Origin of the sequence: Pseudomonas sp. zfem003 (assembly GCF_032621675.1) — a bacterium.
GTDB classification, from domain to species: Bacteria; Pseudomonadota; Gammaproteobacteria; order Pseudomonadales; family Pseudomonadaceae; genus Metapseudomonas; species Metapseudomonas otitidis.
This window is the reverse complement of record NZ_JAVYJG010000007.1, coordinates 461,002-484,052: the sequence shown is the minus strand read 5'-3', so window position 1 is coordinate 484,052 and position 23,051 is coordinate 461,002. Positions and strand designations below refer to the sequence as shown.

Genomic DNA, 23,051 nt, shown 5'->3' with positions numbered 1-23,051 from the left:
CGACAAGTATTATTCCCATACGAGCAATGAGCGAGCCGATGGCCACAGACTCGGGTTACATCCCGGCAAACCACTGCCGGGATTACATCCCTCCCCTCTAACCTCACTCAGCGTCCGCCCATACCTCGCCTTGGAGCTCCGCGCAAAATGCGCCTGGCTGGAATAGCCGTGCCGGTAGGCCACCTCACTGATATCCAACCCGCTGGCCTGCGGGTTACTAAGCAGGCGGCATTCGGCAATGAGGCGCTTGGCGGTGAGCAGGTAGGAGGCGCTGAGGGCGCTGACGCGGTGCTCGCCCCTCTGCCCGGCGATGATGCTGGAGAGCAGTTCCAGCACGTCGCCTTCGAAGTGCTCGGCCTCGCGGTTGGCGAGGCGGTCGAAGAAGTCCTGGGGGCGTTCGCAGAGGGTGCGGGTGAGCAGGCGTTGCAGGCGAGTTTCCGCGCCGACCTTGAACGTGCCGTCGAGGCGGCCCAGGCAGCGTTTGCCGAACAGCGCCTGGGGGGATCTTGAAAATGAACTGACGCATGGCGCCGGAAAAGCCGAAGAGGTACGGCTTGTCGACGAGGCTTTATCGGTGAAGTTCAATGTCACAACCTCTGCCCGATACCTACCCATCAAAAGCCCACTTACTCCCCCTCCCCCCACAAAAAAACCCCGGCCTGGCGCCGGGGTCAGGCCGCAGTTCGCGGCCACAGTCGGGGCTTATGCCGCACGCGGGGAGACGATGATCTTCACGTTGTGTTCCTTGTTGTGCACCAGCTCTTCGAAGCCCTTTTCGACGATCTGCTCCAGCTCGATGCGGCCGGTGACCAGGGGCGTGATATCGAGGCGGCCGTCGGCGATGAAGGCGATGACGTCGGCGAATTCGCCGTTGTAGGCCAGGGCGCCGAGGACCTGTTTCTCGGTGGCCACCAGTTCGAAGAAGTTGAACGAGCTGGGCTCTTCGAAGATGCCCACCAGCACGCAGGTGCCGGCCTTGCGGATGGCGTCGATGGCGAGCTTGGCGGTGTGCTTGTTGCCGATGCATTCGAAGCTGACGTCGGCGCCCAGGCCCTGGGTGAGCGCGCGGATCTCGGCGAGCACGTCGCATTCGTTCGGGTCCAGCACGTGGCTGGCGCCCACTTCGCGGGCCTTGGCCTTGCGCGCGCTGGACATCTCCAGGGCGATGACCTGGGCGGCGCCGGCGGCCTTGGCGCACATGATGGTGCACAGACCGATGGTGCCCGCCCCCACGACCACCACGTTGCGCCCGAGCAGGCTGCCGGCCTTCTTCACCGCGTGCATGCCCACGGCCAGCGGTTCGATGAGGGCGCCGGCCTCGGCGGGGAAACCGGCCGGGAGCTTGTACAGCAGGTTGGCGGGGACGTTGACCCACTCGGCGAAGGCGCCGTTGTTCATCAGCCCGGTGAAGGCGAGGCTCTCGCAGATGTTGTAGAGGCCGTGGCGGCAGTAGTAGCAGGTGCCGCAGTGCTGGCAGGCGTCGGCGGCGACCACTTCGCCCGGGGCAAAGCCCTGCACGCCGTCGCCGAGCTTGACGATCTCGCCGCAGAACTCGTGGCCGAGGATGCACTGGCCCTTGATGCCGGTGAGCGGGTGTGGTGCTTCCACGGGGATGAACACGGGTCCGGCGACGTACTCGTGCAGGTCGGAGCCGCAGATGCCGCACCAGTGCACGCGGATCTGCACCCAGCCGGGGGCCGGGTCGCCGGGCAGGGGCACGTCTTCCACGCGGATGTCGTTGCGGCCGTGCCACACCGCGGCACGCATGCTGTTGGGGAGGATGCTCATGGGGTTCTCCTGGGGCCCGGCGGCGGCCGGGCCCGGTGATCGTCAGTGGCGTTGGAGGAAGGCCTGCAGCAGCGCGTTGACCGCATCGGCGGCCTCCATCTGCAGCATGTGGGCCTGCCCGGGGAGGATGTGCACCTCGGCCGGCAGGCCCTCGGCGTGGTGGGCGGGGATGATGGCGTCGGCCTCGCCCCAGACCACCAGTACCGGGTGCTGGCCGCTCTCCACCACGCTGCGCAGGTCGAGCCGCTGGCGGCCCGCCTCGTTGAGGGTGTCGGCGAGCTGGCGCAGGGCGGCGTCCACCCCTTCCAGGCGCTTGAAGCGGAGCATGTCTTCGAGCATCTGCCGGGTGACCAGCGCGGGGTCGGAGAACAGCTGCACCAGCTGCGGCTTGAGGGCGTTGCGGTTGCCGGCCTCGACGAAGCCCTGCAGGTAGGCGCCGTTGATCTCGGCGCCGAGCCCGGCGCTGGCCAGCAGGCTGAGGCTGCGCACCCGCTGCGGGGCCAGCTGCGCGGTGTTGAGGGCGACGGCGCCGCCCATGGAGTGGCCGGCCAGGTGGGCGTGCTCGATGTCGAGGTGGTCGAGCAGCGCGAGTACGGCGCAGCTCAACTCGTCCAGGTCGCCCCGGGCCAGTTGCTTGGCGGATTCGCCGTGGCCGGGCAGGTCGAGGGCGATGACGCGGCGCTCGGCGGCCAGGGCCTCGTGGTTGAACAGCCAGTTGTTGAGGTCGCCGCCGAAGCCGTGGATCAGCACCAGCGGCACGCCGCCTTCGCCGCGCTCGAAGTAGCGCAGGGTGCGGCCGTCCAGCTCGACCTTCTGCGGGCTGGGGCCGCTGTCGTCCTCGCCTTCGCCACCGGGCACGAACTCGGCGAGGAAGCGCTCGACCACGGCGTCGATCTCCGCCTCGCTGGCCTCCCCCTCCACCACGATGCCGAGCAGCGCGCCCACCGGCAGCACCTCCTCGGGGCGTGCCACCTGGCGCCGCAGCACGCCGGAGAACGGCGCCTCGACGCTGCTGCTGATCTTGTCGGTCTCCACGTCGAGCACTTCGTCGCCCTTCTCGATGGTGTCGCCGTCCTGCTTGAGCCAGTCGGCCACCCGGCCTTCGGTCATGGAGAGGCCCCACTTGGGCATGGTCAGGGTATGGATGCGGCTCATGCGGCGTTTCTCCCTTGCAGCAGCGCCAGCACGGCGGCTTCGATTTTCGCGGCGCTGGGGATGTAGAGGTCTTCCAGGGCGTCGGAGAACGGCACCGGGGTGTGCGGGGCGGTGACCTGGCGGATCGGCCCCTTGAGGGCGTGGAAGGCCTGCTCGGCCACCAGCGCGGCGATGTCGGTGGCCAGGGAGCAGCGCGGGTTGGCTTCGTCGATGACCACCAGGTGGCCGGTCTTCTCCACGCTTTCGAGGATGCTGTCGGCGTCCATCGGGCTGGTGGTGCGCAGGTCCAGCACCTCGCAGGAGATGCCCTGGCGGGCGAGGCTGGCGGCGGCGTCCATTGCCAGGTGGACCATGCGGCCGTAGGTCACCAGGGTGACGTCGTCGCCGTCGCGGAGGAAGTTGGCCTCGCCGAAGGGCACGGTGTAGAGCTCTTCCGGCACCTCGCCCTGCATGGAGTAGAGCAGCTTGTGCTCGCAGAAGATCACCGGGTCGTTGTCGCGGATGGCCTGGATCAGCAGGCCCTTGGCGTCGTACGGGGACGAGGGGCAGACCACCTTGAGCCCGGGGATGTGGGTCCACAGCGCGGTGAGCATCTGCGAGTGCTGGGCGGCGGCGCGCAGGCCGGCGCCGACCATGGTGCGGATCACCAGCGGGGTGACGGCCTTGCCGCCGAACATGTAGCGGAACTTGGCGGCCTGGTTGAGGATCTGGTCCAGGCAGCAGCCGGCGAAGTCGACGAACATCAGTTCGCACACCGGGCGCAGGCCACGGGTGGCGGCGCCCACGGCGGCGCCGACGTAGCCGATCTCCGACAGCGGGGTGTCCAGCACGCGGCCGGGGAACTGGTGGTAGAGGCCCTTGGTGACCCCGAGCACGCCGCCCCAGGCGTCATCCTCGCCGGGTGCGCCGGCGCCGCCGGCATTGTCCTCGCCCATGATGAAGACGCTGGGGTCGCGGCGCATTTCCTGGGCCAGCGCCTCGTTGATGGCCTGCTGGTAACTGATCTTTCTGGCCATGATGGCTCTCCTTTGATTGTTCTTCTGGCGGCTCGCCGGCCGGTTACGGGTAGGCGACGTAGACGTCGCTGAGCAGGTCGGCGGGGGATGGCTTGGGGTCGGCCTTGGCGCGCACCACAGCCTCTTCGATGCAGGCCTCGACCTCGGCGTCGATGGCGTCCAGCGCGCTGGCCTGGAGCAGACCGGCACGGGTGGTGCGCTCGCGGAACTGCATGAGGCAGTCGCGGGTTTCGCGGTAGTGCTTGACCTCGTCGGGGGCGCGGTAGGTCTGGGCGTCGCCTTCGAAGTGGCCGTAGTAGCGGGTCAGCTTCACTTCGATCAGCGAGGGCCCCTCCCCGGCCCGGGCCCGCTCGATGGCGGCACCGGCGGCTTCGTGCACGGCGAAGAAATCGAAGCCGTCGACGGTGACGCCGGGCATGCCGAAGCCGGCGGCGCGGTCGGCGATGTGGTCGCAGGCGACGGACCAGTTGGAGGCGGTGGCTTCGGCGTAGCCGTTGTTCTCGGCGACGAAGATGCACGGCAGGTTCCACACCGAGGCGAGGTTCATGGCCTCGAACACGGCGCCCTCGTTGGAGCCCCCGTCGCCGAAGAAGGCCACGGCCACCGCGCGGTTGCCCTTGAGCTTGGCGGCCAGGGCGGCGCCGGCAGCCAGCGGCGCACCGGCACCGACGATGCCGTTGGCGCCGAGCATGCCCTTGGACAGGTCGGCGATGTGCATGGAGCCGCCCTTGCCGTGGCAGACGCCGGTCTTCTTGCCGTAGATCTCGGCCATCATCCCGTACACGTCCACGCCCTTGGCGATGCAGTGGCCGTGACCACGGTGGGTGGAGGCGATGCAGTCCTCGTCGTCGAGGTGCGCCATCACCCCGGCGGCGGAGGCTTCCTCGCCGGCGTACAGGTGGACGAAGCCGGGGATCTCGCCGGTGGCGAACTCCACGTGCAGGCGTTCCTCGAAGGCGCGGATGGTGCGCATCACGCGGTAGGCATGGAGCAATTGCTCAGTCGAAAGCGTGGACATCTTCTTGTTCTCCAGGGTGGTTCACGGGCTTGCCAGGGACGGCCAGCAGGCGATGGCAGGCGGCGAAGGCCAGGGCGGCCTCGACGTCAATGCTCAGCGGGCCGTCGAGTTCGAGGGTGATGCTGGGGCGGTCGGCGGCGGCGAACTCGATCTCGCGTTCGCCGTCCAGGGCCAGGGTGCCGGCGGCCAGGTGCGGCAGCCGGGGGATGCCGGGTTCCAGGCTGCCGCTGGCGACGATGCCGCAGGCCTGCAGCAGGCCGGGCGCGAGCGGCGCCAGCAGGGCCTGTTCGGCGCCGGGGGCGAGGCGCACCCAGCTGCCACGGGGGTAGCGCCGCGACACCGGGTTCCACAGCCCGCAGAGGGACGAGAGGCCGATGGCGTGGGGCTCGGCGAAGGCGGCATAGACCTCGGCCAAGTCCTCCGCGCGGCTGATGGCGCGGGCACCGGTGAAGGTGAGCGGCGAGACGGCCACTTCCACCAGGGCGGTTTCGTCGATGCCACGCACGGCGATGCGCACCCGCAGGCGCTTGTTGCGGCGCAGCGCCACCTCCGCCGGGATGCGGCCGCTGGCGTAGAGTCCGCCGGCCAGGCCCGCGCCGGTGGCTTCGCGCAGCTCGGGGAAGGCGTTGTTGGTGCCGGTGGAGAGGCACAACAGGGGGATGTCGCCCACCTCCCCCGCCACGGCCTTGTGGGTGCCGTCGCCGCCGAGCACCGCCACCAGGGCGACGCCGCGCTGGACCATCAGGCGCGCGGCGTGGCGGGTGTCTTCCACGCTCTGGCGCAGCGGCAGGTCGAGGAACTCCAGGCGCGGCCAGCGGCTGTCGTGGGCATGGCGGCTGGCGCTGGCCTTGAGCACGGCGGCGGCGATGCCGGTCATGTCCGGCGGCATCAGCACCTCGTCCACGCCGGTGGCGCCAAACGCACCGAGCAGGCGCTGCACCACGGCGGCCTTGTCGGTGCTGGAGTACAGCCCGGCGTTGGCGGTGAGGCGGCGCACGTCACGGCCGGAGGCGGGGTTGGCGATGATGCCGACGCGCAGGGGCATGGCGGCACTCACAGGGAGAAGCCGCCGTCGACGGCGATCGCCTGGCCGGTGACGTGGGGCGCGCAGGCGAGGTAGACGGCGAGCTGGCCCATGTCCTCCACGGTCTGTGCTTCGCCCTGGGGCAGCAGGCTGGCCTGGTGGCGCTCCCAGGATTGCGCCTCGCTCTCCCCCGGCTGCGCCCAGCGCCCGGAGACCCCGGCCTCGCCACGCCACATGCCGGTGCCGACGATGCCGGGGCACAGGGCGTTGACGGTGATGCCCTCACGGGCGACCTCCTTGGCCAGGGCGTTGCTGAAGCCGATGACGGCGAACTTGGAGGCGCTGTAGTGGGCCAGGTCCGGGAAGCCGACCCGCCCGGCGATGGAGGCGACGTTGATGATCCGCCCCCAGCGCTGGGCCTGCATGAGGGCCAGTTCGGCCTGGCAGCAGAGGAACACGCCGCGGGCGTTGATGGTCATGACCCGGTCCCAGTCCTCGACGCTGAGTTCACGGACCTTGTGGATGCTGATGACGCCGGCGTTGTTCACCGCCACGTCGAGCCGGCCGTGCTGGCGGGCGATGGCGTCCACCAGGGCCTGGACGCTCTGCGGCTCGGCGACGTCCACCGCGTGGGCCGTGGCGCGGGCGCCGAGGGCGCGGACCTGGGCGGCGCCCTCCTCGGCCAGGGCGGGGTCGAGGTCGGCGATCACCAGTTCGGCACCGGCCTGGGCCAGGCTGCAGGCGATGCCGAGGCCGATGCCACGGCCGCCGCCGGTGACCAGGGCGATCCGGCCGGAAAGGGAAAATGGCGCAGGGGCAACAAGGGTCATGACGCACCTCTGAATTGTTGTTGTGGGTGCGGGACGGCGTCCCGGTGTCGCCAGGACAGGAGCAAGGGCGGTGCCAGGACGGCGCAGGCGGGGCGCAAAGGTACGGGCCAGAGCGGCCGCGAGGGGGTTGTCGACGCGCCGTGGGAAGCGCGATCTGAGACGCGCCATGTCAGCCTGCACGGGGTGCGGGCGAGACGCTGAGACGCGGCGTCTCATCCACCGGGCGGCGCGCCGCCGTGCTTGTCCGCCCTCCGGGCCGGCGCTTAAATGACCGGCACAAGAACAACGACACGAGCCGTGGAGGCCCCATGCTGCCTGCCAACTCGAAAGCCCACGTGGACTGCGTCAGCCGTGTGCTGCGCCACGCCGAACGCCTGCCCGAACCGCCGGTGCCGGACCTGATCCTGGACTCCTGGCGCCGCTCCATGGACCAGCACCGCCTGGACCCGGGCTCGCTGCAGGGCCCTCGCATCCTCAGCGAGACGCTGCTGAAGGAATGCCGCGAACGCGCGGAGAGCTTCCTGCGCATCGCCGGCGAGGAGGTCTCGCGCCTGCACGGGCGGGTGCGCGATGCCGACTACTGCGTGCTGCTCACCGATGCCCAGGGCCGCACCATCGACTACCGCGTGGAAGCCAGCATCCGAGGCGAGTGCCGCCGGGCGGGGCTGTACCTGGGCACCTGCTGGTCGGAGGGCGAGGAAGGCACCTGCGGGGTGGCGGCGGTGCTGACCAACCAAGTGCCGGTGACGGTGCACAAGCGCGACCACTTCCGCGCCGCCTTCATCGGCCTGACCTGTTCGGCGGCGCCGGTGTTCGACCCTCAGGGCCAGTTGCTGGGGGTGCTGGACGTGTCCGCCGTGGAATCGCCGGACGACCGCCGCAGCCAGCACCTGATCCGCCAGATGGCGGTGCAGAGCGCCCGCGATATCGAGAACGCCTTCTTCATGCACAGCACCCGTGGCCACTGGGTGCTGCGCGCCCATTCAGCCCCCGGCTACGTGGACAGCCAGCCGGACTACCTGTTCGCCTGGGACGCCGACGGCCGCCTGCAGGCGCTGAACCCGGCGGCGCGGCACTACCTGCTGGAACGCCACGGGCGCCTGCCGCAGCACATCGGCGAGGTGTTCGACCTGGACCTGCTGCGGGCCGCCGCCGACGAGCACCCGCGCCATGTGCCCGAGCAGGGCCTGCACATCCGCCTCAGCGTGCCGCGCCGGGCGGTGAGCGTGGCGCTGCCGAGCCGCGATGCCACGCAGCTGGACCCACGCATCGCGGAGAGCCTGCGCCTGGCGGTGCGGGTGAAGGACCGCCACCTGCCGGTGCTGATCCACGGCGAGACCGGCGCCGGCAAGGAGGTGTTCGCCCGCCAGCTGCACGACGCCAGCGCACGCCGGGGCAAGCCCTTCGTGGCGCTGAACTGCGCGGCCATCCCGGAGAACCTGATCGAGAGCGAACTGTTCGGCTACGTGGCCGGCGCCTTCACCGGGGCGGAGCGCAAGGGTATGCGCGGGCTGTTGCAGCAGGCCGATGGCGGCACGCTGTTCCTCGACGAGATCGGAGACATGCCCCTGGCCCTGCAGACCCGCCTGCTGCGGGTGCTGGCCGAGGGCGAGGTGGCGCCGCTGGGCGCGGCACGCCGGCAGGCGGTGGACATCCAGGTGATCTGCGCCAGCCATCGGGACCTGGCGGCGCTGGTGGCGGCGGGCGAGTTCCGCGAGGACCTGTTCTTCCGCCTCAACGGGGCACGCTTCGAGCTGCCGCCCCTGCGCGAACGCACGGACAAGCTGGCACTGATCAACCGCCTGCTGGACGAGGAAGCGGCCCGCTGCGGGCTGCGTCTGGGGCTGTGCGAGGCGGCGCTGGAGTGCCTGCTGGGCTATCGCTGGCCGGGCAATGTGCGCCAGCTGCGCCATGTGCTGCGCTATGCCTGCGCCATCTGCCCCGGCGACACCCTGCGCCTGCAGGACCTGCCGGAAGAGCTGCGCGGCGCAGCGCCGGAACTCCGGGACGAGACGCCCGCCAGCCCGGAACGCCAGGCCCTGCTGGACGCCCTGGTGCGCCACCGCTGGCAACCGCTGCCCGCCGCCCGGGCCCTGGGCATCTCGCGGGCGACCCTGTACCGGCGGGTGAAGCAGCACGGCATCGAGATGCCGCGCATGAAGAGCGAGCCGGCGAGCCCGCTGGAGGGCGTCTCCGACAGGGTTACTTGAAGAGCGCCGAGACCACTTTGGCGACGTGTTCGGCGCCCCGGCTGATCTCGCCCATGATGGAGGCGACGGTGGAGATCTGCGCGTTGTTGTCCTTGGCGCTGGCTTCGATCTTCTTCATGTAGTCGTCGATCTGCTGGGTCATCTTCACGTTCTCGGTGACCACGCTCTTGATCTCGATGGTGGCGCCGCTGGTGCGCCCAGCCAATTGCCGCACTTCATCGGCCACCACGGCGAAGCCGCGCCCCATGTCCCCTGCACGCGCCGCTTCGATGGCGGCATTGAGGGCCAGCAGGTTGGTCTGCTCGGCGACGCCCTGGATGGTGGTGACGATGTTCTCGATGTCCTTGGCCTGCAGGCTCAGCTTGGAGATGAGGTCCACGGCGGTGTTCACCATGGTCAAGGTGGTGGCGGAGATCGCCACCGACTGGTTGAGCGAATCCATCCCCCGGTTGGAGATCTGCGCGGTCTCCTCGGCGGTGGCGAAGGACAGCTCGGCAGCCCGCCGGACCTCTTCGTTGCGGTGCACCTGTTCGGTCACGTCGATGGCGAACTTGACCACCTTGAACACGGTGCCGGATTCGTCCTTCACCGGGTTGTAGCTGGCCTCGATGTGCACGATGTTGCCGGAGGCGGTCTTGCGCTCGAAGTGCCCACGGTAGAAGTTGCCGGCCTTGAGGCTGGCCCAGAAATCAGGGTTCTCCTTGTAGAACGCGTCGAGGCAGAGCATGCGGTGGTGGCGCCCCTTGAGGCTGCCGAGGCTGTAGCCCATCAGGCGCAGGAAGTTGTCGTTGGCGTCGATGATCTCGCCATCGGGGGTGAACTCGATCATGGCCATGGAGCGGCGCAGCGCATCGCTCAGGGCGGTCAGTACCAGCAGGTCAGCGTGTTTCTGGGTGACGTCACTGGCGATCTTCAGCACCTCCGCCACGCGACCGGAGGCGTCCTTGACCGGGAAGTAGGTCGCCTCCAGCCAGATCACCGCACCGTTCTTGGCGATGCGCTTGAACACGCCGCGCTGGGAGATGCCGTTGGCGAGAGAGGTCCAGAAACGTTCGTAGGCGCTGGAGTTGCGGAAGCTGTCCTCGCAGAAGAGGCGGTGGTGCTTGCCGACGATCTCCTGCTCGGTGTAGCCGACCACCTGGAGGAACAGGGGGTTGGCGGTGATGATGTCGCCCCGGGGGGTGAAGGAGATGGACGCGACGTTGTCCTCGATGGCGCGCAGCCGCTGGAGGTTTTCTTCGTCCTGGGGGGTCTTGATGTCAGGGCTGACTCGGCTCTTTCTGAACAGCATGATGAGCTCCTCGCGGTATGGGATCGAAACGTTTTGCCCTTACTGCCCGCAGTGGTCGTCCGGTAGCCGGAGCGGCCTTCCTCAGAGTAGCCAAGCCAAACGGAATGAGAGGCTGATGCAACAACGAGCCCATCGGCTTGGGGTTGCCTTCAGTTCCGCTTCATCTTCCTGTGATCCGGACTCAATGGTTATCGGCACTTCCCGATTTTCTGTAGGGAAATCCTTAGCGACCAAAATGCCACTACGCCAGATAAATGCACAAGGCAGAGGGTCGAAGGCCGCAAAGCCCCCACCTGAAGCCTCCCGCACGTTCGGGTCAGGCGAATGACAGGCCCCGATCTGGGCGAGGCGCCAGCAGCAAGGCCAGGCAGAACCAGACGAACGGCGCTGCAGCGCCCATGAGCATGGGCGCGGCGTAACCGCTCAGCGAGAAGGCACAGAGGCTGGCCGCCAGCAGGGCAAGCCCGCAGATCAGGCCGGCCCGCGCGTACCGGCCCAGTCGGCGGGCCAGGAAGTGGGCGATGAGCCGCCCGATGATCGAGGAAACGACGAGCACCTGCTCGACGCCCAGGATGGCGATGCCTGCCATGAAGGCGGGCCCCTCGGTCGCATCCCGCTCCACGGCCCAGAAGAACCAGGCAACTTGCGCCCCGTAGAGCACGGCCACCCCGGCCAGGGCCACCAGAAACGCTCGCCGCCCGGGGAGCAGCGCGGGCAGCGTGCCCACCAGCAGCATCCCGATCAATGCCATGCCCTGCATGTTGCCGACCTCCTTGTATGGGTCATCCTCGACGCCCGGCGAGGCGGCTTCCCTGCCTGCGGATGGGCGTGCCCAGGGCGCCATCATCGACGGGGCGCGGGCCAGGTCAATCCCCGGGATGAGTTCCTGTCGATGGGTTCGCAGATGGAGGCGCGTGTGCTTCGACACCGCAACGAAAAAGACACGCCGAAGCGTGTCTTTTTCCAGGTGGATTGCGGCGGCGTCAGCGCTCCCCCACCGGCGCCTGGTCGGCCTCCACCAGCAGGCTGGCACGCCGCGTGAGCAGGCGGAAGGCGCCCCAGAGCACGAGCAGGAAGGGGATGCCGAACACCAGGGTCATGTGGAAGGCCGGGACGAAGGCGGTGGTGATGAGGATGGCCACCATCAGCCCGAAGCCCAGCAGGGTCGCCCAGGGGAAGCCCCACATGCGGAAGGACAGCTGCAGGCCGCCGTTGCGCGCGTGGTAGCGGCGGAAGCGGTAGTGGGTGAGGAAGATCATCATCCAGGCGAACAGCGCACCGAAGATGGAGATGGCCATCATCAGCATGAAGGACTCCTCGGGGAACACCAGGTTGACCAGGGTGGCCAGGGCGATGCCGGTGCAGGACAGGGCCAGGGCGTTGAGCGGGACGCCGTTGCTGCCGAGGCGCCCCATCAGGCGCGGGGCGTGGCCGGCACGGGCGAGGCTGAACATCATCCGGGTGGTGGTGTAGAGCTGGCTGTTCATGGCCGACAGGGCGGCGACGAGGATGACGAAGTTGATCAGCCCGGTGGCACCGGGAATGCCCACCTGCTCCATCACCATCACGAAGGGGCTCTGGGCGCCCTGCCCCGACTGGTTCCACGGCACCAGGGCGAGGATCAGCGCGAGGGTGAGGATGTAGAACACCAGCAGGCGCGCCATGGTGACGCGGAAGGCGCGCTTGACGGCCACCTCCGGCTGCTCGGCTTCGCCAGCGGCGACGGCGATCATCTCGATGCTGAGGTAGCTGAAGATGGAGATGATCACGGCGATCCACACGCCAGAGACGCCGTGGGGCATGAAACCGCCGTGGGCGACGTAGTGGTGGAAGCCGTAGGCGGGGTCGCCACCGCCGAACACCAGCCAGGCACCGAGCAGGATGAAGGCGACGATGGCGCCGATCTTGATCGCCGAGAAGCCGTATTCGAAGTGGCCGAACGCCTTGACGCTGATGGCGTTGGTGACAACCAGGGCGGCGGAGAACAAAAGAATCCAGACCCAGCCGGCAACGGCGGGGAACCAGTACTTCATGTACACGGCGATGGCGGTCACTTCGGTGCCGACCGCCAGGACGATGGCGGCCCAGTAGGCGTAGCGCACCAGGAAGCCGGCCAGGGGGCTGATGTAGAACTCGGCGTAGGCGCCAAAGGAGCCGGAGGTGGGGTGGGCGACGGTCATTTCGGCCAGGCAGCCCATGAGCAGCAGGGCGATCAGGGCGCCGATGGCGTAGCTGACCAGCACGCCGGGGCCGGCGAAGCCGATGGCGAAGCTGCTGCCCATGAACAGGCCGGTGCCGATGGCACCGCCAATGGCGATCATGGCCATCTGGCCGGAGGTGAGCTGGCGCTTGAGCCCCTGCTCGCGCGCGGTGATGGCGGCGAATCCTGTCTTGTCGTTCATCGTGTGCCTCGGTGTTGTCGTTATGCGGGGCGTCAGAGCAGTTGCAGCGGGTAGTCGATGATCACCCGCAGTTCGTTGTTGTCGGCGGTGTCGGCCCGGCCGACCTGGGCGGTGGAGCGGATGCTGGCCTGGCGCAGGCGGATGGAGAGGTCCTTGGCGCTGCCGCCCTGGACGACGTAGCCGAGTTCGATGTCCCGCTCCCAGCGCTTGCCGGCCTCGCCGTAGCGCTGGTAGGCGCTGGGGCTGCTGCGGTGGCTGTCGTCGATGTGGTCGCCCCGGATGTAGCGGCTCATGAAGCTGAGCCCGGGCACGCCGAAGGGGGCGAAGTCGAGGTCGTAGCGCACTTGCCAGGAGCGCTCGTTGGGGGCGTTGAAGTCGAGGACCTGCACGGAGTTGGCGAGGTAGATGGAGGTGCCGGGCTGGCGGTCGAAGCCGAGGTAGTCGAAGGGCTGGTCGCCGTTCACCCGCTGGTGCGCCAGGGTCAGGGCGTGGGCGCCGAAGCGGTAGCGGGCGGAGGCGGACCAGGCGGTGGTGTCGATGCGGCCGGCCAGGCTGCGGCCCTGATCGAGGGTGCGGTAGAAGCTGGCGTCGAGCGTCAGGGTCTGCTGGTCGGCAAGGTCGAGGCGCTGGCCGGCGCCGAGGTAGTACTGGCGCCAGATGTCCTCATAGCGCGAGGCGTAGGCGGACAGGTGGGTCGCGTCGCTGGGGGTCCACTGGCCGCCGAGGTAGTCGGCACGGCGGGTTTCCACCTGGGCGAACAGGGCCTTGAGGGCGCCGTCGCGGTTGGTGGAGTTGCCGTCGTTACCGGCGGTGAAATGCCCGGCCTCCAGCAGGAGGTTCTCCACCTCGCGGCTGCCGAGGGAGAAGCCGATGGGCATGGGGGCGAACAGCCGCGCGTTGCCGGTTCCGAACACGGGGTTCATGGGGGCCTGGCTGCCGTACTTCAGCTCGGTGCGGGAGACGCGCAGCTTGAGGGCGCCGCCGATTTCGGCCTGGCTGTCTTCGGGGCGGCCCCGGGAGTCGATCGGCAGCAGGTCGGTGCCGGTCCGGGCGCGGTTGCTGTCGAGCTTGAGGCCGAGGTTGGCGTAGGCGTCCAGGCCGAAGCCGACGGTGCCCTGGGTGTAGCCGGACTGGTAGTCGAGGGTGAAGCCGTGGGCCCACTCCTCGCGGTAGTTCTGCCCGCCCGGGTTGTTGAGCAGGTTGCGGTGGAAGTAGAAGTTGCGCTGGTTGAGCTGCAGACGGCTGCCTTCGAGGAAGCCTTCGGGGCTGTCGGCGGCCATCAGCGGGGTGGCGGCGATGCCGCTCAGGAGCAAGGCGGCGCGGGCCAATCGCGGGGAGTTCATCTCATCGACCTCTTGTTGTGGTTATGGGTGAGAGGTGGAGGCGCCCGGGTGGGCGCCGGGTGCTTGGGGTCAGGTCACCTGCTTGCGGGCCATGAAGCGCTCCTGGCGCCAGGCCTCGCTGTCGAGGATCTCGCCGAGGGTTTCGGCGGCGTCCCAGACGTCGACAAAGCGGGTGTAGAGGGGGGTGAAGCCGAAGCGCATGATGCGCGGCTCGCGGTAGTCGCCGACCACGCCCCGGTCGATCAGCGCCTGGATGATGGCGTAGCCCTCGGGGTGCTCGTAGCTGACGTGGCTACCACGGCGGGCGTGCTCCAGGGGGGTGACCAGGGTGAGCGGGTGCTGGCCGCAGCGGGCCTGGACGCGCTCGATGAACAGGTCGGTGAGGGCCAGGGACTTCTCCCGCAGGGCCTCCATGCTGGTGCGGGCGTAGACCTCGAGACCGCACTCGATCATGGCCAGGGAGGTGATCGGCTGGGTGCCGCAGAGGTAGCGGCCGATGCCGGGTGCCGGCTCGTAGGCGGGCTCCATGCCGAACTGGCGGGCGTGGCCCCACCAGCCGGACAGCGGTTGCCAGACCAGCTCGCGCAGGGCGGGGGCGACCCAGACGAAGGCCGGGGAGCCGGGGCCGCCGTTGAGGTACTTGTAGGTGCAGCCGATGGCGTAGTCGGCCTTGGCGGCGGTGAGGTCGATGGGCACGGCGCCGGCGGAGTGGCAGAGGTCCCAGATGGTCAGCGCGCCGCATTCGTGGGCCAGGGCGGTGAGGGCCTGCATGTCGTGCAGGTAGCCGGTCTTGTAGTTGACCTGGGTGATGAGGGCGACGGCGGTGTCGCTGCCGATGGCGGCGGGCAGCTCCTCGGGGGTGTCCACCAGGCGCAGGCTGTAGCCCTGCTGGAGCAGTTCGGCGAGGCCTTCGACCATGTAGATGTCGGTGGGGAAGTTGCTGCTCTCGGTGACGATGACCTTGCGAGCGGGGTCGCGCTGGGCCTGCACGCGCAGGGCGGCGACCAGCACCTTGAAGAGGTTGATGGAGGTGGTGTCGGTGATCACCACTTCGTCCTGGCCGGCGCCGATGAGGCCGGCGAGCTGGTTGCCCAGGCGCTCGGGCAGGCCACGCCAGCCGGCTTCGTTCCAGCTGCCGATCAGGCCAGTGCCCCATTCGTCCTCTACCACTTGCCGGGCCCGTTCGAGGGCGGCCTTGGGGCGCGCGCCGAGGGAGTTGCCGTCGAGGTAGATGACCCCTTCGGGCAGGGCGAAGGCGTCGCGCAGGGGCGCGAGGGCATCGCGGGCGTCGAGGTCGAGGCAGGCTTGTCTTGTTGTCATGGTCGGCTCCTAGGTCGACAGGCGACGCAGCACGGCACGGACCGGGCTGGCATCGAGTTGGGTGAACTTGAGCGGCAGGGCGATGAGTTCGTAATCGCCCTGGGGCACCTCGTCGAGCACCAGGCCTTCGAGGATCGCCATGCCGTGGGCGGCAACGGCGTGGTGGGCGTCGAGGGTCTTGCTGTGCTGGGGGTCGAGGGACGGGGTGTCGGTCCCCACCAGGCAGACGCCATGGGCGGCGAGCAGCGCGATGGCGTCGGCGGCGATGGCGGTGAAGGTGTCGGGCCAGCGGTCCTGCGGGGCGGCCTGGCAGGTGCGGATCAGCACCCGGGGCGGGACGCCGGCGAGGTGAGGCTGCAGGTGATGGGGCTCGACGAGGCCATCGGCCTCCAGGCAATGGATCACGCGGCAGGGGCCGAGGTAGGGCACGAGCGAGACGGCGCCGATGGCGGCACCGGCCGGGTCGTAGTGCAGCGGGGCGTCGGCGTGGGCGCCGGTGTGGGGCGAGAGGGTGATGCGCCCGACGTTGACCGGGCAGTGCGCGTCGATCTGCCAGGTGGCGTGCTGCTGGAAGGGGGTGTCGCCAGGCCAGGTGGGGGTCTGGCTGTTCAGGGGTGGGCTGATGTCCCACAGCAACGGCTCATTGCGCATGGTCTTCTCCTCGTTGGGCGAAAAAATCATGCTGCAAAGGCCTTCGAATTATCGTGCTATCTTTGCGACGCTTGCGTCATCCAGTCGCAGTAAATTCTATAAATCTCAATTTTCCTGAAATTTTATTCTCATGACCCTGGACAGCACCGATATCCGCATCCTCCATTGCCTGCAGCACGACGGCCGGATCAGCAACCAGGAGCTGGCGGAACGGGTCTCGCTGTCACCGTCGGCCTGCCTGCGGCGCCTGCGCAACCTGGAGGACAGCGGCATCGTGCGGGGGTATCGACCGGTGCTGGACGCGGAGCGCCTGGGGGTGGAGCTGGAGGCGCTGGTGCATGTGTCCATGCGCCAGGACGAGGCGGACTGGCACGAGCGCTTCGTGGAGCAGCTGCAGGGCTGGCCGGAGGTGGTCAGCGCCTACATCGTGACCGGGGCGAGCAACTACGTGCTGCGGGTGCAGGCGCGCAACCTGAAGCAGTTCTCCGACTTCATCGTCACGCGCCTGAACCGGGCCCACGGGGTGACCGACATCCGTTCGGAAATCATCCTGCAGACGGTGAAGGAAGGCGGTGGCGCATTGGACCTGCTGCGCCGCTGACCCGCCCTCCTCCGCTCACCCTTTGAGGAAGCGGGCGATCTGCTCGGCGGCAGTCTGGAGGTGCTCGGCATGGGTGTGGCCGGACGCCTTGAGGGGCTTCAGGTCATGGTCCGCGGCTTCCAGCCAGTGCAGCTGGATGGCGTCGGAGAGGCAGTAGCCGGCGACGGTTTCGCGGTCGCCGAGGGCATCCCGCTCGCCCTGGACGATGAGGGTGCGAGTGCGCAGATCCGCCAGGTGCGCCACCCGGGGCTTCTCGGGTTTGCCGGCGGCGTAGAAGGGATAACCGAGGCAGACCAGGGCGTCGGCCTTCAGCTCATCAGCCAGCAGACTGGCCATCCTCCCGCCCATGGACTTGCCACCGATGGCCAATTGCCCCGTGACCTGCTGTCGCACCTGGGCATGCACATCCCGCCAGCAATCAAGCAATACGGCCTGCGGATTAGGGGGACGGCGACGCCCGCCTTCGCGCCTCGCAGCCATGTAGGGAAACTCGAAGCGCACGGTCGCAATGCCGCTCTGTGCAAGCCTCCGCGCCATTTCATCCATGAACGGACTGTCCATCGGCGCGCCTGCGCCGTGGGCCAGTATCAGGGTGCTATCAGTCCGGCCTGACGGCCTCTCCCACACGAACATTCGGACTTCTCCGCTAGCTGTTGGCTGTTGATCCAGATCAATGGGGCAAAACGGGTGTTTAACCATGCTTTCGCGGCAATTCCTAAAAAACCGTGTACGGAAGCCCAAGCACATGAACACAGAAGTCAGTACCGCCTACAACTACAAGGTGGTCCGCCAGTTCGCCATCATGACGGTGGTCTGGGGAATCGTCGGGATGGGGCTCGGCGTTCTCATTGCCGCTCAGCTGGCCTGGCCGGAGCTCAATTTCAACCTTCCCTGGACCAGTTTTGGCCGCTTGCGCCCGCTGCACACCAACGCGGTGATCTTCGCCTTCGGTGGCTGCGCGCTGTTCGCGACCTCTTACTACGCCGTCCAGCGTACCTGCCAGACCCGCCTGGTGTCCGATGGCCTCGCGGCCTTCACCTTCTGGGGTTGGCAACTGGTGATCGTGCTCGCCGCGATCAGCCTGCCGATGGGCTGGACCAGCTCGAAGGAATACGCCGAGCTGGAATGGCCGATCGACCTGCTCATCACCGTTGTCTGGGTGGCCTACGCCATGGTGTTCTTCGGCACCGTGATGAAGCGCCGCACCAAGCACATCTACGTGGGCAACTGGTTCTTCGGCGGGTTCATCCTGACCGTGGCCATTCTGCACATCGTCAACAACCTGGAAATCCCGGTCACCCTGACCAAGTCCTACTCGCTGTACGCCGGTGCGACCGACGCCATGATCCAGTGGTGGTACGGCCACAACGCGGTGGGCTTCTTCCTGACCGCCGGCTTCCTGGGGATGATGTACTACTTCGTGCCGAAGCAGGCGGGCCGTCCGGTCTATTCCTATCGCCTGTCCATCGTGCACTTCTGGGCGCTGATCGCCGTCTACATCTGGGCCGGTCCGCACCACCTGCACTACACCGCGCTGCCGGACTGGGCGCAGTCCCTGGGCATGGTGATGTCCCTGATCCTGCTGGCTCCGAGCTGGGGCGGCATGATCAACGGCATGATGACCCTGTCGGGCGCCTGGCATAAGCTGCGCGACGATCCGATCCTGCGCTTCCTGGTGGTCTCCCTGGCCTTCTACGGCATGTCCACCTTCGAAGGCCCGATGATGGCCATCAAGACCGTCAACGCCCTCTCCCACTACACCGACTGGACCATCGGCCACGTACACGCCGGCGCCCTCGGCTGGGTTGCCATGGTGTCCATCGGCTCCCTGTACCACCTGATCCCGAAGGTGTTCGGTCGCGAGCAGATGCACAGCGTCGGCCTGATCAACGCACACTTCTGGCTGGCCACCATCGGCACCGTGCTCTACATCGCCTCGATGTGGGTCAACGGCATCGCCCAGGGCCTGATGTGGCGTGCAGTCAACGAAGACGGCACCCTCACCTACTCCTTCGTCGAAGCGCTGGAAGCCAGCCACCCCGGCTTCGTGGTGCGCATGATCGGCGGCGCGATCTTCCTCTCCGGCATGCTGCTGATGGCCTACAACACCTACCGCACCGTCAAGGCCGCCAAGCCGGCCGAGTACGACGCCATCGCCCAGATCGCCTGAGGAGCCGATAGATGAAAAAGCATGAAGTCATCGAGAAGAACGTCGGCCTGATGGCGTTGTTCATGATCCTGGCCGTCAGCATCGGCGGCCTGGTTCAGATCGTCCCGCTGTTCTTCCAGGACGTGACCAACACCCCGGTCGAAGGCATGAAGCCCTACACCGCCCTGCAGCTGGAAGGCCGCGACATCTACATCCGCGAAGGCTGCGTCGGCTGCCACTCGCAGATGGTCCGTCCCTTCCGCGCCGAGACCGAGCGCTACGGCCACTACTCCGTTGCCGGTGAAAGCGTGTGGGACCACCCCTTCCTGTGGGGCTCCAAGCGGACCGGCCCGGACCTGGCCCGCGTAGGCGGCCGCTACTCCGACGACTGGCACCGTGCGCACCTGTACAACCCGCGCAACGTGGTGCCCGAGTCGAAGATGCCCGCCTACCCCTGGCTGGTCGAGCACACCCTGGACGGCAAGGACACCGCCGCCAAGCTCTCGGCCATGCGCACGCTGGGCGTTCCCTACACCGCAGAAGACATCGCCGGTGCCTCCGATGCCGTGAAGGGCAAGACCGAGATGGACGCCCTGGTGGCCTACCTGCAGGTGCTCGGCACCAGCCTGAAGAACAAGAGGTAAGGCATGGACATCGGAACGCTTCGCGGCCTGGGCACCCTGATGGTGCTGGTCGCGATGATCGGGGTTATCTGCTGGGCCTACAGCGGGCGCCGCAAGGCCGATTTCGACCAGGCCGCCCTGCTGCCCTTCGGCGACGACCTGCCAAGCCCGCAAGACCGGAATGATTCTAGGAGCACATTCGAATGAGCACTTTCTGGAGCTGGTACATCTCCCTGCTCACCCTGTTCACCCTGGTGGCGCTGCTCTGGCTGGTTTTCGCCACCCGCAAGGGCGAAGCCAAGGGCACGGTCGACAAGACCATGGGCCACAGCTTCGACGGCATCGAGGAGTACGACAACCCGCTGCCCAAGTGGTGGTTCATGCTGTTCGTCGGCACCATCATCTTCACCTTCGGCTACCTGGCGCTCTACCCGGGCCTGGGCAACTGGAAGGGCGTGCTGCCGGGCTATGACGACGGCTGGACCCAGGACAAGCAATGGCAGCGCGAAGTGGACAAGGCCAACGCGATGTACGGCCCGATCTTCGCCAAGTATTCGGCCATGCCGGTCGAAGCCGTTGCCCAGGATCCGCAGGCCCTGAAGATGGGCGGCCGCCTGTTCGCCACCTACTGCTCCATCTGCCACGGCTCGGACGCCAAGGGCGCCGTCGGCTTCCCGAACCTGGCCGACGACAGCTGGCGCTGGGGCGGCGACGCCGAAACCATCAAGACCACCATCCTCCACGGTCGCATGGCTGCCATGCCGGCCTGGGGCGAGGTACTCGGTGAGGATGGCGTCAAGAACGTGGCCGCCTATGTCCGCCAGGACCTGGCCGGCCTGAAGCTGCCGGAAGACGCCAAGGCCGACGTGGCCGCCGGCAAGGCCCTGTTCGCCAGCACCTGCGTGGCCTGCCACGGCCCCGAAGGCCATGGCACCCCGGCCATGGGCGCTCCGGACCTGACCAAGCCCGCCGCCTGGATCTACGGCTCCAGCCTGGCCCAACTGCAACAGACCATCCGTTACGGTCGTAACGGCCAGATGCCCGCCCAGGACCAGTACCTGGGTCAGGACAAGGTCCACATCCTGGCCGCCTACGTGTACAGCCTGTCCCGCAAGGGCGGTGACAAAGTCGCAGCGGAGTAACCCGAGACCGGCGACGCAAGGAGGCGTCGCCACCCCGCCCGGCCCGAAAGGCGCCTGACGGAAGCCGCGCAAAGGCAGCCCGACGCAAGAAGGGCAAACCGGACACAGGGAGGTGTCCACCCCTCCTTATATATAGTGCGACGCGATGTCGCACCCGTTCCGACCAGTAGCCTTTCACGAGTTGGACCTTGCACTAATATGGTCCGTAGTCGCCGCCCGGCATAACCACGAGGCGACTTTCCCCTCTCGAAAGCACTGGAACCGATCACTGGGAAACCACGGTCGGGACACCTGGCAAACAGGTTGGAAACCCTTTCCAGAGGGCTTGGAAAGCGGGTTTGTGACGGCATGTGTCGTTGCATTGCATACCCTCTTTCTCCATACTTGCCGCCGCTTTTTTGTCCCGAAAAACTCCATTAACCGTGGAACCCCTAGCATGAGCACAGCAATCAGTCAGACTGCTTATAACTATAAGGTGGTCCGCCAGTTCGCCATTATGACGGTGATCTGGGGGGTCATTGGGATGGGTCTAGGCGTGTTCATTGCCGCACAACTCGTGTGGCCGGAACTCAACCTGAACCTTCCGTGGACCAGCTTCGGCCGTCTGCGTCCCTTGCATACCAACGCGGTGATCTTCGCCTTCGGTGGTTGCGCCCTGTTTGCCACGTCCTACTACGTGGTACAGCGCACCTGCCAGACTCGCCTGATCTCCGACACTCTCGCCGCGTTCACCTTCTGGGGTTGGCAAGCGGTGATCGTGCTGGCGGTCATCACCCTGCCGCTGGGCTACACCTCCTCCAAGGAGTACGCCGAGCTGGAATGGCCGATCGACATCCTGCTGGCGGTGGTCTGGATCACCTACGCGCTCGTGTTCTTCGGCACCGTGATCAAGCGCAAGACCAAGCACATCTATGTCGGTAACTGGTTCTTCGGGGCCTTCATCCTGGTTACCGCGATGCTGCACATCGTCAACAGCATGGAAATCCCGGTCACCCTGACCAAGTCCTACTCGCTGTATGCCGGTGCGACCGACGCCATGATCCAGTGGTGGTACGGCCACAACGCCGTGGGCTTCTTCCTGACCACCGGCTTCCTGGGGATGATGTACTACTTCGTTCCGAAGCAGGCCGAGCGTCCGATCTACTCCTACCGCCTGTCCATCGTGCACTTCTGGGCGCTGATCACCCTGTACATCTGGGCCGGTCCGCACCACCTGCACTACACCGCGCTGCCGGACTGGGCGCAGTCCCTGGGCATGGCCATGTCCCTGATCCTGCTGGCTCCGAGCTGGGGCGGCATGATCAACGGCATGATGAGCCTGTCGGGTGCCTGGCATAAGCTGCGCTCCGACCCCATCCTGCGCTTCCTGGTGGTGTCCCTGGCGTTCTACGGCATGTCGACCTTCGAAGGCCCGATGATGGCCATCAAGACCGTCAACGCCCTCTCCCACTACACCGACTGGACCATCGGCCACGTACACGCTGGTGCCCTCGGCTGGGTGGCGATGATTTCCATCGGTTCGCTGTACCACCTGATCCCGAAGGTGTTCGGTCGCGAGCAGATGCACAGCGTCGGCCTGATCAACGCCCACTTCTGGCTGGCTACCATCGGTACCGTTCTGTACATCGCCTCCATGTGGGTCAACGGCATCACCCAGGGTCTGATGTGGCGCGCAGTCAACGAAGACGGCACCCTCACCTACTCCTTCGTCGAAGCCCTTGAGGCCAGCCACCCGGGTTACCTGGTGCGCATGATCGGCGGCGCCTTCTTCGTGACCGGCATGCTGCTGATGGCCTACAACACCTTCCGTACCGTACGCGCCGCCAAGCCGGCCGAGTACGATGCGGCTGCCCAGATTCCGCAAGGAGCTCACTAATGAAGCAACACGAATTAGTCGAGAAGAACGTCGGTCTGCTGGCACTGTTCATGGTGATCGCCGTTAGCATCGGCGGTCTCGTGCAGATCGTCCCGCTGTTCTTCCAGGACGTGACCAACACCCCGGTCGAAGGCATGAAGCCTCGCACCGCGCTGGAGCTGGAAGGCCGCGACATCTACATCCGCGAAGGCTGCGTTGGCTGCCACTCGCAGATGGTTCGCCCCTTCCGCGCCGAGACCGAGCGCTACGGCCACTACTCCGTTGCCGGTGAAAGCGTATGGGACCACCCCTTCCTGTGGGGCTCCAAGCGGACCGGCCCGGACCTGGCCCGCGTAGGCGGCCGCTACTCCGACGACTGGCACCGTGCGCACCTGTACAACCCGCGCAACGTGGTGCCCGAGTCGAAGATGCCTGCCTACCCCTGGCTGGTTGAGAACAAGCTCGACGGCAAAGACACCGCTGCCAAGATGCAAGCGCTTCGTACCCTCGGCGTCCCCTACACCGACGATGACATCGCCGGCGCACGTGACGCGGTCAAGGGCAAGACCGAGATGGACGCACTGGTGGCGTTCCTTCAGGGTCTGGGCACCTCGATCAAGAACAAACGGTAAG

The 23,051-nt window shown here is 67.3% G+C and carries 21 protein-coding genes and 2 pseudogenes; 8 read left to right on the top strand and 15 right to left on the bottom strand.

Annotated elements, in window-relative coordinates; all coding sequences use genetic code 11:
• Positions 1-9: 9 nt before the first annotated feature.
• The 7 genes and pseudogenes from RTK35_RS19270 to RTK35_RS19240 all read right to left on the bottom strand — a co-directional run.
• Positions 10-559: pseudogene (locus RTK35_RS19270) on the bottom strand (helix-turn-helix domain-containing protein); the annotation flags it as partial.
• 143 nt (positions 560-702) lie between these two features.
• Positions 703-1,767 carry a 2,3-butanediol dehydrogenase gene (locus RTK35_RS19265; RefSeq protein WP_285962585.1) on the bottom strand — a complete coding sequence of 355 codons (1,065 nt, stop codon included), beginning with the start codon at positions 1,765-1,767 and terminating at the stop codon, positions 703-705.
• Positions 1,768-1,830: 63 nt separating this feature from the next.
• Complete coding sequence (locus RTK35_RS19260; protein ID WP_316908734.1) at positions 1,831-2,943, bottom strand: acetoin dehydrogenase dihydrolipoyllysine-residue acetyltransferase subunit; 1,113 nt, start codon at positions 2,941-2,943, stop codon at positions 1,831-1,833.
• The gene (locus RTK35_RS19255) at positions 2,940-3,959 is read right to left on the bottom strand and encodes an alpha-ketoacid dehydrogenase subunit beta (protein ID WP_044400480.1); all 1,020 of its coding nucleotides are present in this window, start codon (positions 3,957-3,959) and stop codon (positions 2,940-2,942) included. Before RTK35_RS19255 ends, RTK35_RS19260 begins: the two co-directional genes overlap by 4 nt.
• Before the next feature lie 43 nt (positions 3,960-4,002).
• The gene (locus RTK35_RS19250) at positions 4,003-4,977 is read right to left on the bottom strand and encodes a thiamine pyrophosphate-dependent dehydrogenase E1 component subunit alpha (protein WP_160480482.1); all 975 of its coding nucleotides are present in this window, start codon (positions 4,975-4,977) and stop codon (positions 4,003-4,005) included.
• Entirely contained in the window at positions 4,958-6,022 is a 1,065-nt protein-coding gene (locus tag RTK35_RS19245; protein ID WP_316908733.1) for an ATP-NAD kinase family protein, read from the bottom strand. The genes RTK35_RS19250 and RTK35_RS19245 overlap by 20 nt, the downstream gene beginning before the upstream one ends.
• 8 nt (positions 6,023-6,030) lie before the next feature.
• Positions 6,031-6,831, bottom strand: a complete 801-nt coding sequence (locus tag RTK35_RS19240; protein WP_316908732.1) for an SDR family NAD(P)-dependent oxidoreductase — start codon at positions 6,829-6,831, stop codon at positions 6,031-6,033.
• A 308-nt stretch (positions 6,832-7,139) separates the two neighbouring features.
• Here RTK35_RS19240 and RTK35_RS19235 point away from each other — a divergent pair, with 308 nt between their 5' ends.
• Positions 7,140-9,041 (top strand): sigma-54-dependent Fis family transcriptional regulator, encoded by a 1,902-nt coding sequence (locus RTK35_RS19235; protein WP_316908731.1) that lies wholly within the window; start codon positions 7,140-7,142, stop codon positions 9,039-9,041.
• On the opposite strand, the gene RTK35_RS30630 is transcribed toward RTK35_RS19235, so the two are convergent.
• From RTK35_RS30630 to kynB, 7 genes and pseudogenes are all read right to left on the bottom strand, one after another.
• Complete coding sequence (locus RTK35_RS30630) at positions 9,034-9,435, bottom strand: methyl-accepting chemotaxis protein (RefSeq protein WP_373870829.1); 402 nt, start codon at positions 9,433-9,435, stop codon at positions 9,034-9,036. The genes RTK35_RS19235 and RTK35_RS30630 overlap by 8 nt on opposite strands.
• 126 nt (positions 9,436-9,561) lie before the next feature.
• Positions 9,562-10,332 (bottom strand): annotated as a pseudogene (locus tag RTK35_RS30625) (PAS domain-containing protein); the annotation flags it as partial.
• 316 nt (positions 10,333-10,648) lie between these two features.
• The gene (locus RTK35_RS19225) at positions 10,649-11,092 is read right to left on the bottom strand and encodes a hypothetical protein (RefSeq protein ID WP_044400464.1); all 444 of its coding nucleotides are present in this window, start codon (positions 11,090-11,092) and stop codon (positions 10,649-10,651) included.
• A 223-nt stretch (positions 11,093-11,315) separates the two neighbouring features.
• On the bottom strand, positions 11,316-12,734 hold the full coding sequence (locus RTK35_RS19220) for an amino acid permease (protein WP_222899746.1): 1,419 nt from the start codon (positions 12,732-12,734) through the stop codon (positions 11,316-11,318).
• Between the two features lie 32 nt (positions 12,735-12,766).
• The gene (locus tag RTK35_RS19215) at positions 12,767-14,077 is read right to left on the bottom strand and encodes an OprD family porin (protein ID WP_410478690.1); all 1,311 of its coding nucleotides are present in this window, start codon (positions 14,075-14,077) and stop codon (positions 12,767-12,769) included.
• 69 nt (positions 14,078-14,146) lie between these two features.
• Positions 14,147-15,397, bottom strand: a complete 1,251-nt coding sequence (gene kynU / locus RTK35_RS19210) for a kynureninase (RefSeq protein ID WP_316908729.1) — start codon at positions 15,395-15,397, stop codon at positions 14,147-14,149.
• 9 nt (positions 15,398-15,406) lie between these two features.
• The gene (gene kynB, locus RTK35_RS19205; protein WP_316908776.1) at positions 15,407-16,048 is read right to left on the bottom strand and encodes an arylformamidase; all 642 of its coding nucleotides are present in this window, start codon (positions 16,046-16,048) and stop codon (positions 15,407-15,409) included.
• Positions 16,049-16,178: 130 nt separating this feature from the next.
• On the opposite strand from kynB, the gene RTK35_RS19200 reads away from it, so the two are divergent.
• On the top strand, positions 16,179-16,649 hold the full coding sequence (locus RTK35_RS19200) for an Lrp/AsnC family transcriptional regulator (RefSeq protein ID WP_074967749.1): 471 nt from the start codon (positions 16,179-16,181) through the stop codon (positions 16,647-16,649).
• A gap of 15 nt (positions 16,650-16,664) precedes the next feature.
• Here the strand turns inward: RTK35_RS19200 and RTK35_RS19195 are convergent, their stop codons facing one another.
• Entirely contained in the window at positions 16,665-17,282 is a 618-nt protein-coding gene (locus RTK35_RS19195; RefSeq protein WP_316908728.1) for an alpha/beta family hydrolase, read from the bottom strand.
• 112 nt (positions 17,283-17,394) lie between these two features.
• Here RTK35_RS19195 and ccoN (RTK35_RS19190) point away from each other — a divergent pair, with 112 nt between their 5' ends.
• The 6 genes from ccoN (RTK35_RS19190) to ccoO (RTK35_RS19165) all read left to right on the top strand — a co-directional run bounded on the left by ccoN (RTK35_RS19190) (position 17,395) and on the right by ccoO (RTK35_RS19165) (position 23,050).
• Positions 17,395-18,819 (top strand): cytochrome-c oxidase, cbb3-type subunit I, encoded by a 1,425-nt coding sequence (ccoN, locus tag RTK35_RS19190; RefSeq protein WP_044400448.1) that lies wholly within the window; start codon positions 17,395-17,397, stop codon positions 18,817-18,819.
• Between the two features lie 11 nt (positions 18,820-18,830).
• Positions 18,831-19,442 (top strand): cytochrome-c oxidase, cbb3-type subunit II, encoded by a 612-nt coding sequence (gene ccoO, locus RTK35_RS19185; RefSeq protein WP_044400446.1) that lies wholly within the window; start codon positions 18,831-18,833, stop codon positions 19,440-19,442.
• A gap of 3 nt (positions 19,443-19,445) precedes the next feature.
• Entirely contained in the window at positions 19,446-19,628 is a 183-nt protein-coding gene (locus tag RTK35_RS19180) for a CcoQ/FixQ family Cbb3-type cytochrome c oxidase assembly chaperone (protein WP_044400444.1), read from the top strand.
• Complete coding sequence (gene ccoP / locus RTK35_RS19175) at positions 19,625-20,563, top strand: cytochrome-c oxidase, cbb3-type subunit III (protein WP_044400442.1); 939 nt, start codon at positions 19,625-19,627, stop codon at positions 20,561-20,563. The genes RTK35_RS19180 and ccoP overlap by 4 nt, the downstream gene beginning before the upstream one ends.
• Before the next feature lie 436 nt (positions 20,564-20,999).
• The gene (gene ccoN, locus RTK35_RS19170) at positions 21,000-22,439 is read left to right on the top strand and encodes a cytochrome-c oxidase, cbb3-type subunit I (RefSeq protein WP_044400440.1); all 1,440 of its coding nucleotides are present in this window, start codon (positions 21,000-21,002) and stop codon (positions 22,437-22,439) included.
• Positions 22,439-23,050, top strand: a complete 612-nt coding sequence (gene ccoO, locus RTK35_RS19165) for a cytochrome-c oxidase, cbb3-type subunit II (RefSeq protein WP_044400438.1) — start codon at positions 22,439-22,441, stop codon at positions 23,048-23,050. The genes ccoN (RTK35_RS19170) and ccoO (RTK35_RS19165) overlap by 1 nt, the downstream gene beginning before the upstream one ends.
• Position 23,051 lies beyond the last annotated feature (1 nt).

Coding starts and splice junctions, on each gene's coding strand:
- RTK35_RS19265 (WP_285962585.1), bottom strand. CDS start 1,767: ATGCGTGCCGCGGTGTGGCACGGCCGCAACGACATCCGCGTGGAAGAC.
- RTK35_RS19260 (WP_316908734.1), bottom strand. CDS start 2,943: ATGAGCCGCATCCATACCCTGACCATGCCCAAGTGGGGCCTCTCCATG.
- RTK35_RS19255 (WP_044400480.1), bottom strand. CDS start 3,959: ATGGCCAGAAAGATCAGTTACCAGCAGGCCATCAACGAGGCGCTGGCC.
- RTK35_RS19250 (WP_160480482.1), bottom strand. CDS start 4,977: ATGTCCACGCTTTCGACTGAGCAATTGCTCCATGCCTACCGCGTGATG.
- RTK35_RS19245 (WP_316908733.1), bottom strand. CDS start 6,022: ATGCCCCTGCGCGTCGGCATCATCGCCAACCCCGCCTCCGGCCGTGAC.
- RTK35_RS19240 (WP_316908732.1), bottom strand. CDS start 6,831: ATGACCCTTGTTGCCCCTGCGCCATTTTCCCTTTCCGGCCGGATCGCC.
- RTK35_RS19235 (WP_316908731.1), top strand. CDS start 7,140: ATGCTGCCTGCCAACTCGAAAGCCCACGTGGACTGCGTCAGCCGTGTG.
- RTK35_RS30630 (WP_373870829.1), bottom strand. CDS start 9,435: ATGGTGAACACCGCCGTGGACCTCATCTCCAAGCTGAGCCTGCAGGCC.
- RTK35_RS19225 (WP_044400464.1), bottom strand. CDS start 11,092: ATGCAGGGCATGGCATTGATCGGGATGCTGCTGGTGGGCACGCTGCCC.
- RTK35_RS19220 (WP_222899746.1), bottom strand. CDS start 12,734: ATGAACGACAAGACAGGATTCGCCGCCATCACCGCGCGCGAGCAGGGG.
- RTK35_RS19215 (WP_410478690.1), bottom strand. CDS start 14,077: ATGAACTCCCCGCGATTGGCCCGCGCCGCCTTGCTCCTGAGCGGCATC.
- kynU (WP_316908729.1), bottom strand. CDS start 15,397: ATGACAACAAGACAAGCCTGCCTCGACCTCGACGCCCGCGATGCCCTC.
- kynB (WP_316908776.1), bottom strand. CDS start 16,048: ATGCGCAATGAGCCGTTGCTGTGGGACATCAGCCCACCCCTGAACAGC.
- RTK35_RS19200 (WP_074967749.1), top strand. CDS start 16,179: ATGACCCTGGACAGCACCGATATCCGCATCCTCCATTGCCTGCAGCAC.
- RTK35_RS19195 (WP_316908728.1), bottom strand. CDS start 17,282: ATGTTCGTGTGGGAGAGGCCGTCAGGCCGGACTGATAGCACCCTGATA.
- ccoN (WP_044400448.1), top strand. CDS start 17,395: ATGAACACAGAAGTCAGTACCGCCTACAACTACAAGGTGGTCCGCCAG.
- ccoO (WP_044400446.1), top strand. CDS start 18,831: ATGAAAAAGCATGAAGTCATCGAGAAGAACGTCGGCCTGATGGCGTTG.
- RTK35_RS19180 (WP_044400444.1), top strand. CDS start 19,446: ATGGACATCGGAACGCTTCGCGGCCTGGGCACCCTGATGGTGCTGGTC.
- ccoP (WP_044400442.1), top strand. CDS start 19,625: ATGAGCACTTTCTGGAGCTGGTACATCTCCCTGCTCACCCTGTTCACC.
- ccoN (WP_044400440.1), top strand. CDS start 21,000: ATGAGCACAGCAATCAGTCAGACTGCTTATAACTATAAGGTGGTCCGC.
- ccoO (WP_044400438.1), top strand. CDS start 22,439: ATGAAGCAACACGAATTAGTCGAGAAGAACGTCGGTCTGCTGGCACTG.